At 35.5% G+C, this 13,228-nt stretch carries 13 protein-coding genes; 10 read left to right on the forward strand and 3 right to left on the reverse strand.

The features are described 5' to 3' along the window. Window positions 1-984 (forward strand): DUF4837 family protein, encoded by a 984-nt coding sequence (locus tag BM201_RS02600; RefSeq protein ID WP_092539824.1) that lies wholly within the window; start codon window positions 1-3, stop codon window positions 982-984. Between the two features lie 78 nt (window positions 985-1,062). On the opposite strand, the gene BM201_RS02605 is transcribed toward BM201_RS02600, so the two are convergent. Continuing rightward, window positions 1,063-1,275, reverse strand: a complete 213-nt coding sequence (locus tag BM201_RS02605; protein WP_092539825.1) for a twin-arginine translocase TatA/TatE family subunit — start codon at window positions 1,273-1,275, stop codon at window positions 1,063-1,065. 262 nt (window positions 1,276-1,537) lie between these two features. Here BM201_RS02605 and BM201_RS02610 point away from each other — a divergent pair, with 262 nt between their 5' ends. The 5 genes from BM201_RS02610 to BM201_RS02630 all read left to right on the forward strand — a co-directional run bounded on the left by BM201_RS02610 (window position 1,538) and on the right by BM201_RS02630 (window position 7,437). Further along, window positions 1,538-2,407, forward strand: a complete 870-nt coding sequence (locus BM201_RS02610; RefSeq protein WP_092539826.1) for a M23 family metallopeptidase — start codon at window positions 1,538-1,540, stop codon at window positions 2,405-2,407. A 3-nt stretch (window positions 2,408-2,410) separates the two neighbouring features. Beyond that, the gene (locus BM201_RS02615; protein WP_092539827.1) at window positions 2,411-3,910 is read left to right on the forward strand and encodes a GH3 auxin-responsive promoter family protein; all 1,500 of its coding nucleotides are present in this window, start codon (window positions 2,411-2,413) and stop codon (window positions 3,908-3,910) included. Window positions 3,911-3,975: 65 nt separating this feature from the next. Next, a complete protein-coding gene (locus BM201_RS02620; RefSeq protein ID WP_245758586.1) occupies window positions 3,976-5,601 on the forward strand; it encodes a DUF6909 family protein in 1,626 nt (541 codons plus the stop codon). A 69-nt stretch (window positions 5,602-5,670) separates the two neighbouring features. Beyond that, the gene (locus BM201_RS02625) at window positions 5,671-6,660 is read left to right on the forward strand and encodes a UDP-glucuronic acid decarboxylase family protein (RefSeq protein WP_092539829.1); all 990 of its coding nucleotides are present in this window, start codon (window positions 5,671-5,673) and stop codon (window positions 6,658-6,660) included. A 3-nt stretch (window positions 6,661-6,663) separates the two neighbouring features. Further along, on the forward strand, window positions 6,664-7,437 hold the full coding sequence (locus BM201_RS02630) for a glycosyltransferase family 2 protein (protein ID WP_092539830.1): 774 nt from the start codon (window positions 6,664-6,666) through the stop codon (window positions 7,435-7,437). Here the strand turns inward: BM201_RS02630 and BM201_RS02635 are convergent. Further along, entirely contained in the window at window positions 7,426-8,736 is a 1,311-nt protein-coding gene (locus BM201_RS02635) for a phenylacetate--CoA ligase family protein (protein ID WP_092539831.1), read from the reverse strand. The two genes, BM201_RS02630 and BM201_RS02635, sit on opposite strands and share 12 nt — an antisense overlap. Window positions 8,737-8,825: 89 nt before the next feature. Here BM201_RS02635 and purD point away from each other — a divergent pair, with 89 nt between their 5' ends. After that, window positions 8,826-10,100 carry a phosphoribosylamine--glycine ligase gene (purD, locus tag BM201_RS02640; RefSeq protein ID WP_092539832.1) on the forward strand — a complete coding sequence of 425 codons (1,275 nt, stop codon included), beginning with the start codon at window positions 8,826-8,828 and terminating at the stop codon, window positions 10,098-10,100. 2 nt (window positions 10,101-10,102) lie between these two features. Here purD and BM201_RS02645 read toward each other — a convergent pair whose 3' ends face one another. Next, on the reverse strand, window positions 10,103-10,327 hold the full coding sequence (locus BM201_RS02645) for a DUF6341 family protein (protein ID WP_092539833.1): 225 nt from the start codon (window positions 10,325-10,327) through the stop codon (window positions 10,103-10,105). A gap of 46 nt (window positions 10,328-10,373) precedes the next feature. Between BM201_RS02645 and BM201_RS02650 the strand changes: the two genes are divergently transcribed. From BM201_RS02650 to BM201_RS02660, 3 genes are all read left to right on the forward strand, one after another. Continuing rightward, window positions 10,374-11,303, forward strand: coding sequence for a DUF6427 family protein (locus BM201_RS02650; RefSeq protein ID WP_092539834.1), 930 nt, complete (start codon window positions 10,374-10,376; stop codon window positions 11,301-11,303). Between the two features lie 180 nt (window positions 11,304-11,483). After that, on the forward strand, window positions 11,484-12,089 hold the full coding sequence (locus tag BM201_RS02655) for a DUF4254 domain-containing protein (protein WP_092539835.1): 606 nt from the start codon (window positions 11,484-11,486) through the stop codon (window positions 12,087-12,089). A 7-nt stretch (window positions 12,090-12,096) separates the two neighbouring features. Beyond that, window positions 12,097-13,170, forward strand: a complete 1,074-nt coding sequence (locus tag BM201_RS02660) for a glycosyltransferase family 9 protein (RefSeq protein ID WP_092539836.1) — start codon at window positions 12,097-12,099, stop codon at window positions 13,168-13,170. The last annotated feature ends 58 nt before the right edge of the window (window positions 13,171-13,228 follow it).

Here is a 13,228-nt window from a genome sequence, read left to right on the forward strand (position 1 = left end):
ATGAAAAAATTAGTATTTCTTGCGCTTTCTCTTCTAACGATCATATCCTGTAAAGAAAAATCTGATGAGCCCGCAAAACGTATTTTAGCAGATTCTTCAGGGAATATCAATCAGCTTTCTGTAGTAATGGATAATAGCCTTTGGGAAGGGCAGGTTGGTGATGCCTTAAGAGATAATCTTGCAGCACCGGTAGAAGGTTTACCACAGGATGAGCCTTTATTCAGTTTAAGTCAGATTCCTCCAAATACATTTACCGGTTTTGTACGTCGTAGCCGTATATATTTAAAGGTTGAAAAAGGTAACGACAGTTTGGCTATTGTTAAGGATCAATATGCTACTCCGCAAACAGGAATCATAATTAGCGGCCAGAGTCAGGAGCAGATTATTGAGCGTATTAATTCATCTTCAGATAGTATTATAGATGTTTTAAAAGCTACCGAAATTAAAGAAAAGCAGCGTAGAATTGGTAAGTCGCCAGAATCTGATGAAGAGCTGGAAGAAGCCTTTGGCGTTTCTATGAAGTTTCCAACAGCTTATCGATATGCAGCACAGGAAGACGATTTTATCTGGATAAGAAAGGAAATACCAAAAGGCTTGATGGAGATCTTAGTTTACGAAGTTCCGTTAAGCACTATCGATAAAGATTCTAGTGTAATCGCTAATATTGTAAAAATGCGTGATAGCATTGGTGAAAAATATATTCCGGGACCTGTAGAAGGAAGTTATATGATCACGGAAGAAGCTTTTGCGCCATATTTATTTGAAACTAAGATCGATGGACATTTTGCTTACGAAACCCGTGGGACATGGGAAGTGAACAACGCTTATATGGCTGGGCCCTTTGTAAATTATGCGATTAGAGACGAAGAAAATGATCGATATTTAATTGCTGAAGGATTTATTTTTAGACCAGCGAGCAGTAAAAGAGATCATGTATTTGAGCTTGATGCGATACTAAAAACATTAAAATTCAATAAGTCTTAAAAGAAAATTTTAAGATTGGTTATCAAATAAAAAGCCCGTTCGATGAGAACGGGCTTTTTAAGTATTATTTTTTTAGGACTACTTGGTGTCTTCAACCTTTTTAGCATCAGAAGCAGAACTTGTAGTGGTATCTTCATCATCCTTAGATGCATCTTTAAACTCCTTAATTCCACTTCCTAATCCTCTCATCAATTCAGGAATTTTTCGACCTCCAAATATTAGTAAAACCACGATCACGATTAATACGATCTGTGGTGCTCCTATAGCTAATGGTAACATAAATGCATTCATAACTCGATATTTATAATTACAAACTTAACAAGAATAAACTAATATATACGTTAATATGAACAAAATATATGCAATTTATTAATTATAATGCGTATAGCTCTTGTAAATGTTAATTGGGTGCCCGACTTTTAATTACTGGAATTTAAACTATTATTCATTTTCAAATAAGCTGCAATTAGATAGAAATCTGCAATTTTGGATTATCGATCAAAACTGTTAGATAGCATAAATTTTACAGTATCTTTGTCTAAGGTTTTTATGTATGTCGAAAAAGAAAAAAAATAAGAAGAAATTTACCAGAAAACTACTTCATAAATACCGAATGGTAATTTTAAACGAGGATACTTTTGAAGAAAGATATTCTTTAAAATTAACCCGTTTAAATGTTTTTGTTCTGGTAACAACAAGCGCTATTTTATTAGTAGCAGCAACCACTTTTATTATTGCCTTTACACCTTTAAGAGAATATATTCCAGGATATTCTTCGCCACAATTAAAAGAACAGGCAGCAGAATTAGCATACCAAACAGATTCTCTTCAAAATGTTTTGAAACTGAACAATCAGTTCTTAGGATCGATAAAAGGAGTTTTGTCTGGAGATTTACAAACTTCAGATCTTAACCGCGATTCTATTGCTAAATTCTCTCAGGACAATCTCGAAGTTGAGGTTATCCCGCCATCCAGAGCAGATAGTTTATTAAGAGAAGAAGTGGCTTTAGAGGATAAATACAATATTTTGCCGGGCGCTACAGATAATATCAATTTTTCTTTATTTCCGCCGGTAAAAGGAACGATTACTGAGGGATATGATGCTGAAGAAAAGCATTATGCGATAGATGTGGTAATTCCTAAGAATTCACCCGTAAAATCTGTTGCAGATGGACGTGTTATTTTTGCTGAATGGACCACAGAAACCGGCTATGTAATTATCGTAAAACATGATTACGGATTAATTTCTGTTTATAAGCACAACGCCTCATTAACCAAAGAGCAGGGAGATTTTGTAAAAGCAGGCGAAGTGGTGGCTACCGCCGGAAATACCGGAGAATACACCACGGGCCCACATTTGCATTTTGAATTATGGAACGAAGGAAACCCTGTAAACCCAACCGATTATATTGATTTTGAATAGTCTATGTCATTAAAATCTTTTGCAGCTAAAATATTCGCTAACATCATCAGAAAGAAAATTGATGACTGGGCTTCAAATCCTCTTGAAGCGCAGCAGAAAATCTTTGATGAATTAATTTCTAAGGCTAAAAACACCAATTTTGGGAAAGATCATAAATTTGATGCTATAAAAACGCATGCCGATTTTGTCCAAAATGTGCCGGTAAGAGATTACGAAGCGCTTCGTAATTATGTAGATAAAATGGTTGCCGGCGAAGAAGATATTTTATGGCCGGGGAAACCTTTGTATTATGCAAAAACATCGGGAACGACCAGCGGCGCAAAGTATATCCCAATTACCAAAGAAAGTATGCCTACGCATATTGAAACGGCACGAAATGCTATTCTTTGTTATATTGCTGAAACTGGAAATGCAAAGTTCGTAGATGGTAAAATGATCTTTTTACAGGGAAGCCCAGAGCTTACCGAGAAAAACGGAGTGAAATTGGGACGATTATCGGGTATCGTGGCACATTATGTACCTGGTTATCTTCAAAAGAACAGAATGCCAAGTTGGGAAACCAATTGTATCGAAGATTGGGAAACCAAAGTTGATGCAATTGTAGAGGAAACCCAAGATTTGAATATGACCGTAATAAGCGGAATACCAAGTTGGGTGCAAATGTATTTTGAGAAATTACAGCGGAAAACCGGTAAAAAAGTAGGTGATATTTTTAAGAATTTCGACCTGTTTATTTATGGCGGAGTAAACTACGAACCCTATCGCTCTAAATTTGAAAATCTTATTGGTCGCAAAGTAGATAGCATCGAATTATATCCCGCTTCTGAAGGTTTTTTCGCTTTTCAGGATAGCCAGAAAGCAAAGGGAATGTTACTTCAGCTAGATAGCGGTATTTTTTACGAGTTTATAAAAGCTGAATCTTTTTTTGATGAAGATCCAAAACGACTAACGATTGCTGAGGTTGAGCTTGGCGTAAACTATGTAATGATTATTAGTACTACTGCCGGGCTTTGGGCGTATAATGTTGGCGATACCATTCAGTTTACCAGTTTAAAACCTTATCGGGTGATGGTTTCGGGTAGGATTAAGCATTATATTTCAGCTTTTGGGGAGCATGTTATTGCAAAAGAAGTAGAGGAAGCCATGCAGGTTGCTTCAGAAAAAACAGGAGCCAGAATTAATGAATTTACGGTTGCACCACAGGTAAATCCTTCCGCAGAAGAATTACCATATCACGAGTGGTTTATAGAGTTTGAAAAAGAACCTGAAGATTTATCGAATTTCAGGAATATTCTGGATAAATCACTTCAGAAACAAAACTCGTATTATTTCGATTTAATTGAAGGAAATATTTTGCAACCGGTAAAAATCTCTAAAGTCCCAAAAAATGGATTTCAGACGTATATGAAATCGATTGGCAAGTTGGGCGGACAAAATAAATTGCCAAGATTATCGAACGATCGTAAAATTGCAGATGCTTTAGAAGCATTAATAAAAAAATAAACAATTTGAAGTTGAAAACAGAAGGAAGAACGAGAGCGCAGGAAAGTACCAATGCGATAGAACGTATGTATATTACCATGAGACACCTTTTTAACAGAGGTTTTTATAAACCAATGGGTGTTTCTGGAGAAACTTTAAGAGAAGGATTATTGGCATTAAGACCAGAAATTTATGGTTCTGTTGCTGAAGATAAAGCCGAGCTTAGCGGGTTATTGTATGTTTTAGAGCGTCTTCCTATTGGGATAGAACAATGTCGCTATATCAATCTAACTAGTGACGAAGGTTATGGTGATTCACATTTTCAACCCATTGTACCACCAAAACGTCGTAGAAACTGTTATAGAATAGATGAGGAGCAAATGAATATCGAGATTACCAGAGGACGATCTGAAATCTATGATATTCTTACGCATTTAACCTTCCTTTTTATTGAATCTCATAAGATTATGAGACGAGTAGTGATCGACGAGGATGGAAGTGTAAACAGGGACTGGAAAAAACTGGAAGCTGTAGTACTTTCTGATAAAGAAATCGATAAATCTGAGCGTGAAGTTGCGTTAACCCACACTGCCAATATTTTAGGCCGAACTTTTTTCGAGGTTTCTACCATTTATCCTAAGTTTTCTACTCCGGGTAATCCAGAGCAGTTTTTACATATTATTTACTGGATGGGAAAACTGGCGATAGAAGAAACAGTAAATAATGATAAAAGGATCATCACTTTTAGTCCGATTCTTAGAGAACGTTTAGGACATCATATTCATGGAGAAGTTTGGGCAGATAAGATTAAAAAATATCTTGTAGAAGAAGAATTATTAAAACGTCCTATTCATATTATCAGTGCCAATATGCATAGTGTGATGAACACGCTGTATGCGCCGTTAGCACTAAAAGCTGAAATTAAAAAGAAAGATATTCTTCAGATTTATGAAATGCTAAGTGACTCTTCAAATGGGCAGGTTCGCCAGAAGGTTTCAAAATTAGCGCTTTCAGGAGGGATGAAGTTTATAGAAGATTCCAGCGGGACAAATATCGATGTTCAGGTTTTTGATACGGCTAAATTAGAAGAAGGCTTCAGAAATAAAGAATTTAAGTCTTTAAAGGATGAAGATAAACCTGTTATTATCGTTATGGATTATGCCTTTGGTGAGCAGGCTTATGAAACTATGGACGAGCTTTTAAAACCTTATATTATTGAAGGCGAAGAGATCAAGATCAATGTAAGATCGGTTTCTATTATGGGGAAAGCCGGTATTTTAGAAGGAGGTAAGGGCGATATTATGATCCCTTCAGCTCATATTTTTGAAGGTACCGCAGATAATTATCCTTTTAAAAACGAACTTGCCAAAGACGATCTTGAAGGGCACGGCATAAAAGTAGTTGATGGTAGTATGATCACCGTATTAGGAACATCTTTACAAAACCGCGATATTCTTAAGTTTTTCCATGATTCTACGTGGAATGTAAGTGGTTTGGAAATGGAAGGAGCACATTATCAAAAAGCGATTCAGGCGGCCAGCAAACTACGAAAAAGTATTGCTGAAGACGTGCAGGTAAGATATGCTTATTATGCCTCTGATAATCCATTAGAAACCGGAAGTACTTTAGCTTCAGGAGGATTGGGGACTACTGGTGTAAAACCAACTTATTTAATTACTGAAAAAATACTGGAGCAAATCTTTAATTCTTAAAGTTCTTGTAGTAACTTGAATTTTAGATGTTTTCTGAGTGTTTTTTATTGATCGATTAATAATATTTGAATGGGTAAAACTGTATTAATTACAGGAGCAGCGGGATTTTTAGGTTCGCATTTGTGTGATAGATTTATCAAAGAAGGCTTTAGGGTTATTGGAATGGATAATCTTATTACCGGTGATATTCGTAATATCGAGCACCTTTTTAAAAACAAGGATTTCGAATTCTACAATCACGATGTTACCAAGTTTATCCATGTTCCCGGTGAACTGGATTATATTCTTCATTTTGCGTCGCCTGCCAGCCCAATCGATTATTTAAAAATTCCTATTCAAACTTTAAAAGTTGGATCTTTAGGAACACATCATTGTTTAGGTTTAGCAAAAGAAAAAGGAGCTAGAATACTTATCGCTTCAACTTCAGAAATTTACGGAGATCCTTTGGTGCATCCACAATCTGAAGAATACTATGGCAATGTAAATACTATTGGACCACGCGGAGTGTATGATGAAGCGAAGCGGTTTCAGGAATCATTAACGATGGCTTATCACAGGTTTCACGGTTTAGAAACAAGAATTGTAAGAATCTTTAATACTTATGGGCCAAGAATGCGACTAAATGATGGTAGAGTAATACCTGCATTTATTGGTCAGGCTCTTAGAGGAGAAGATCTAACTGTTTTTGGAGATGGATTGCAAACCCGGTCTTTTTGTTATGTAGACGATCAGGTTGAAGGAATATACAGATTACTTTTTAGTGATTATGTTGACCCTGTAAATATTGGTAATCCAGACGAATTAACGATCAAAGATTTTGCTGAAGAAATTATCAAACTAACCGGTACAGATCAAAAGATCGTTTACAAGGAATTACCAAAAGACGATCCTATGCAGCGCCAACCAGATATAACTCGGGCTAGAGAAATTCTTAGTTGGGAACCAAAAGTTTCCAGAGAAGAAGGGATGAAGATTACTTATGATTATTTCAAAAATCTATCGAAAGAAGATTTACTAAAGAAAGAACACAAAGATTTTACTAAGCATAATAGAAAGTAAATAATGCAAAACCCTTTGGTTTCGGTAATCATGCCTGCCTATAATTCGAATGAATTTATTTCGCAGGCGATCGAATCTGTGATTGCTCAGCAGTATAAAAACTGGGAACTTATAATCGTAGATGATGCTTCAAAAGATGCTACAGTAAATACTGTTCGCAATTATGTGAATAAAGATGCTCGCATTAAGATCTTCAGAAATGAAATCAATTATGGGGCAGGTTACTCGAGAAATAAAGCGATTAAGGAAGCCGCAGGAGAGTTTATAGCATTTTTAGATGCAGATGATCTTTGGAAGCCAGAAAAGCTCTCTCAGCAGCTTAAATTTTGCCTGGAGAATAAAGCTAAGATTGTTTTTAGTAGTTATGATCGGATTAGTGAGAATGGAGAATCTTTGAACGAAATTATCGAAGCTTTACCTTTTGTTAACTATTCAAAACTGATTAAAAGCAATTATATAGGTAATCTTACCGGGATGTATAATGCAGCTAAAATTGGTAAAGTTTACCACCCTGAAATTCGAAAAAGACAGGATTGGGCAATGTGGCTTGAAGTTATTAAAAAAGGAGGTACCGCCCATGGAATGGAGGAATCGCTTGCTTTATACCGAAAAAGAAAAGGCTCGGTTTCTGAAAATAAATTAGAAATGGTGTCCTATAATTATAAGATCTACAATAAAGTTCTAGGCTTTGGAAAACTAAAAAGCATGTATTGGATTTTGGTCTTTTTGGGAGAACATTTTTTTGTGAAATCCAGGCAGGTAAAATCAGTCGATTAATGAAGTAAATTGCTTTAGTTTTCCGCTTTTACTTCGGGTAAGGCTTTGTTTTCTTTTAAAATTAACTTTCAGGTTTTTTCCCACGTATTTTTCGACTGCTTCAGCGATTTTGGTTGTTTCTTCAGTATTAAATTCGGTATCCCGTACGTATTCAATCTCAAAAGAATCCATTTTAGTTTGAGTAACTACAAATTCTTTGGTGTTACCGGTATCGTCGATAATCGTTTTAGTTACGTAGTAAAATGTAAGTCCGGGAACTATTTTTCCATCAGCAAGTTTTGCGACATCGCTGGTTCGTCCAATCAATGATTCTAATATTGGCTTTTTTGGCGTACTTTTTTTAGATAGAACCCCAATGTCTCCAATGGCATAACGAATAATAGGGTGCGCTTTATTAAAAAGTGAAGTGATCACCACTTTGCCTTCTTCACCAGGAGGTAAAGTTTTATTGTTTTTATCTACAATTTCGATAAAAAGATCTCTGGAATTTAGGCACCATTCTTCTTCTGGATTTTCGAAGGCAATAAGTCCTACTTCGCTGGCACCATATTCATTTACGACGGGAACACCAATAGCCTCTTCGATAATTTTTTTATCCTTATCAAATAAACGTTCAGAAGTAACGATACAAAGTTTTAAACTGGGACAAATCTCTTTAAGCACGATTTCTTTTTTCTTTAAAAATTTAGAAAAAAGCAGGATAGCACTGGTGTAGCCATTTAAATAATCGAATTTACTTTTCTTAAAACGATCCAAAAAATTCTGCAATTTCATCTCGCTAAGATCAAATATACTAAAGCGTCTTCTAAGACTTATTCGGTCTTTAATACGTTCCTGTAAATTACCATAAAAATCTAACGGAATACCATAAAATCTGGCTTGTAGCGATTTATTAAGATCGATCCCATGCCAGTTATAATGATCGTTAAAACCTTCCCAGGCCATTGCGTGGCAAAGTTTATCTTTAGCAAAGCTAAAGGGATGGCCGCTACTGCCAGAAGTTTTACCTATGTAGCTATTTTTTAAGTTAAAGCCATCGCTTAAACGCTGCTCTAAAGGTTGTTGCAGATTGGTTTTCGACATTATAGGAATATCTTCCCAATTTTCGATCGATCGATCACCAATAAAGCCTTTGTAGAAATTGTTATTATTTAGATGATAATCAACAATTTCCTTTTTCTTTGTTTCAATAAAATTTTGGTATTGGTTAACCGGAATCTGGTCGATTTCGTCCAACATTTTTCGAGCCCTGTTTACAGGGAATTTATTAAGCTGAAGCGAAAGTTTAAACCAATCCAAAACTTATTAATGCTTTTTTTATTCAAATTTATTGGTGCTTCAATTTACAAACAATTATTTTTGAAGCCCAAAATAAATATTTCTTAAAAATGAAAATCTTAATACTAGGTTCGGGCGGTCGAGAGCATACTTTTGCTTACAAAATTGCACAAAGTCCAAAATGTGAAAAACTGTATATAGCTCCCGGGAATGCCGGAACTTTAAATGTAGGGAAAAATGTGAGCCTAAATGTAGGAGATTTTTCTGGTATTAAAGATTTTATTATTGAAAAAAATATAGACATGCTGGTTGTAGGACCAGAAGATCCTCTTGTAAAGGGAATTACAGATTTTTGTAAGGCCGAGCCAGAGTTGAAAGAACTTTTAATCGTTGGTCCTTCAAAACGTGGAGCATTACTCGAAGGTAGCAAAGAGCGCGCAAAAGAGTTTATGGCGATGCATAATATCCCAACAGCTGCTTACGAGAGTTTTACAGCAGAGAGCCTGGAAGCTGGTAAAGTATTTTTAGAAACTTTAAAAGCTCCTTACGTTCTTAAAGCAGATGGTCTTGCAGCTGGTAAAGGCGTTTTGATTTTAAATGATCTTAATGAAGCTAAAGCCGAATTAGAAAATATGCTGAAAAATCAAAAATTTGGAGAAGCCAGTGCAAAGGTGGTGATCGAAGAGTTTTTGGACGGTATAGAGTTAAGTGTTTTTGTTTTAACCGATGGTAAAAATTACAAGATCTTACCAACCGCTAAAGATTATAAGAGAATTGGTGAAGGAGACACTGGATTAAATACAGGTGGAATGGGCGCTATTTCTCCGGTTCCGTTTGCCGATGCCGAGTTTATGCAAAAGATCGAAGAGCGTATCGTAAAACCTACCGTAGATGGTCTTGCTGAAGAAAATATCGACTATAAAGGTTTCATTTTTATTGGATTGATAAAAGTAGGAGAGGAGCCTTATGTGATCGAATATAATGTAAGGATGGGAGATCCTGAAACCGAAGTTGTTTTACCTAGAGTAAAATCAGATCTGGTTGAGGTATTAGCAAAAGCTGCCCAGGGAAAACTTGATGAGGTAGATCTAGAAATCGATGAAAGAGCGGCTACAACCGTAATGATGGTTTCTGGTGGTTATCCAGAAGCATACGAAAAAGGTAAAGAAATAACCGGAATAGAAAATGTTGAAGATGCATTAGTATTTCATGCCGGTACGACTACAAAAGATGATAAAGTTGTGACCAATGGGGGTCGTGTAATTGCAGTAACTGCTTTTGGGGAAGATTACAAAGAGGCACTAAAAAAATCTTATCAAAATGTAGAAAAACTACAATTTGATAAGATGTATTTTAGAAAAGATCTAGGATTCGACCTTGCTTAGGATTATCCTAAGTAAGGTTTAGATCTTGTGTTTTCGTCATCAGCGTCTTGGAAAATCTTAAGTTTTTTACACCAGTAAGCGAAAGCAATCATTCCAATGATAATAAATACAAAGTTGATGGCGTTAGCAGCCCACCAAGAGTCAAGTTCTAGGGAACGTAACCAATCAAGAGGCTTAAGAAGAACCTCTTCAAACAGCCAAGATATCCCTTCAAATATTTCAGTCATCGTTTAACATTGTTAGTTTAACACTACAAAAATAGAAAAAAGAGCAATGCTAACAAGCTTTTTTGCCAAATCAAAGCCAATTAATATTACGCTTGTCCTCGTATTGCTTTCTGGATTTTTTATTGCTGCTAATTTTCAGAATTGGTTTTTAGACTTTGAAATCCTGAAATTCTTTAAAATCCTGGGTGTTTTTCTTGCATTAATGTTAGCGCTTTTTTTACTGAATTTTATTGCGAAAAAGAACGATCTTACTCAGCGAAGCGCTTATAAAATTCTGCTATTTTCAGTGTTTTGTGCCTCTTTTTTTTCGTTGCTGAAAGATTATAATGTGATTGTTTCAGCAACACTTATTCTACTGGCTTTACGCCGAATTATAAGCTTAAAATCACAAATTACGGTTGAAAAAAAGATTTTTGATGCTGCTTTTTGGATCTGTATTGCTTCCTTATTCTATTTTTGGTCGATCTTGTTCTTATTGATTGTTTTAGGGGGAATTATTATTTATTCGCCACGGCCTAAGAACTGGTTAATACCAATAACTTCAGCGGTTTGTGTGTATTTGATCTATTGCTCGATCCATCTATTAATTTATGACCAATTTTATCTAATTTCAGATTGGTATCAACCGTATAATTTCGATTTTTCAAATTATCAGTCTTTTAAATTTCTTACGCCAATAAGTATTATTTTGGCGCTTACGCTATGGTCTTTGGTTTATTATTTTTCCATAATTCAAAAGGCAGGAGTCAGTCTAAGACCTTCTTTAAATTTGATTTTATTTACACTAATTATTGGTGTTTCGGTAGGCATTTTGGCGCCAAGTAAGAACGGAAGTGAGCTTATATTTTTCTTTATTCCGCTTAGTATTATCGTTTCAAATTATTTTGATACCGGCCGGGATAAGATCTTCAGGGAAATACTTTTATTAATATTGATTTTGATGCCTTTTGGGGTACTTTTTATTCAGAATAAATAATTTCATTCAAAAAGACATTCGGCAATTGTTAACTATAGAAGAACCCAAGACCATGTTTAGCAGTTCTAGATTTTGTAATACCTTTGCAGTTCAATTTAAAATATTCAATAAAAACGTCGAATCTTGAAATTTTGAAATTTTAGAGGCGTTTAAACTATTCAGTTTTAAAAAATCGATATAATGTTTACAGATAAAGCAAATAAGATCTTTCAGGAAGTGATCAAAAAATATCACGAAATTGATAGCGTAGATCAGCCTTTTACAAATCCTTACGATAGCGAATCACAGCTTATCGAACATCTTTTGTATAGAAAATGTTGGATAGATACGGTGCAATGGCACTACGAGGATATTGTAAGAGATCCTAATATCGATCCTGTTGCTGGTTTAAAACTGAAACGTCTTATCGATGCTTCTAACCAGGATCGTACAGATACTGTTGAATATATCGATAGCTATTTCCTTGAAAAATATAAAGCGGTTGAGCCTAAAGAAAATGCAACGATAAATACAGAGAGTCCTGCTTGGGGAGTAGATCGATTATCGATTTTAGCACTTAAAATTTATCATATGCATGAAGAAGCAGCTCGTGAAGATGCATCAACAGATCATAAAGAAAAATGCCAGGCAAAACTTGATATTTTGTTAGAGCAGCGAGTAGATCTTTCTTCGGCCATAGATCAGCTTTTAAAAGATATCGAGAACGGGGATAAATACATGAAAGTCTATAAGCAGATGAAAATGTATAACGACGACGAACTTAACCCGGTTCTTAGAAATAAATAAGAAAATTATGAGCACTTCACATCAACATATTCCAGAAGAGAATAGAGAAAAAAGTGCTCATATTCTAGCCATTCGCTTATCAGCAATGGGCGATGTCGCAATGACGGTTCCTGTGATTAGAACTTTTATGGCGATATATCCTAATTGTAGGATCACTTTTCTTACCCGTCCTTTTTTTGCCCCTATGTTTAAGGGAATTCCTAATGTAGAGATTTATGAAGCCGATATTAATGGCGAGCATAATGGCGTAATGGGATTGGGAAGACTTGCTCGAGAATTAAGAAATCACGAGATCGAAATGGTGGCCGATCTTCATAATGTACTTCGTACTAATGTACTGAAATCTGTTTTTTATCTCTTCGGAATTCCAGTAAAACAAATTGATAAGGGAAGGGCAGAAAAGAAGAAACTTACCCGTGAAGATCATAAAGTATTTAAAGAATTAAAAAGTACGCACCAGCGCTATGCAGATGTCTTTGCAGACTTAGGATTTCCTATAGATTTTAACTACCATATTTTTCCTGAAAAGCAGCAAATTCCGACTAAAATACATGAAATTGTAGCCCATTCTTCTAAAAAGTGGTTAGGAATTGCTCCTTTTGCACAGCATGCTTCTAAAGCTTATCCGGCAGATCTAATGGAAGAGGTTTTAAAAAAACTGAATAAGCAGAACGATATCCAGGTCTTTCTTTTTGGCGGCGGAAATGCAGAAACCAAAAAGCTACAATCCTGGGAGAAACAATTTGAGAACTGTTTAAGTGTTGCCGGGCTTTTATCTTTTGAAGAAGAACTGGCTTTAATCTCCAATCTTGATACAATGCTATCTATGGATAGCGGGAACGGGCACATGGCAGCAATGTATGGAATTCCGGTGGTGAGTATTTGGGGAGTAACACATCCTTATGCCGGTTTTAGACCTTTTCTACAGCCTTTTGAAAATTCATTGATCCCAGATTTAGAAAAGTTTCCAAAAATACCAACCTCGGTTTATGGAAATAAATACCCAGAAGGTTACGAATTTGCTATAAGAAGCGTAACTCCAGATAAAGTAGTAGAGAAAATAAACTCAGTGATAAACTAAAAAATAAAAGGCTTTCTGAAATACTGAAAGCCTTTTGTAAATAAAGTAATATCCTGTT

Source organism: Zunongwangia mangrovi, assembly GCF_900112105.1.
Lineage (GTDB): Bacteria > Bacteroidota > Bacteroidia > Flavobacteriales > Flavobacteriaceae > Zunongwangia > Zunongwangia mangrovi.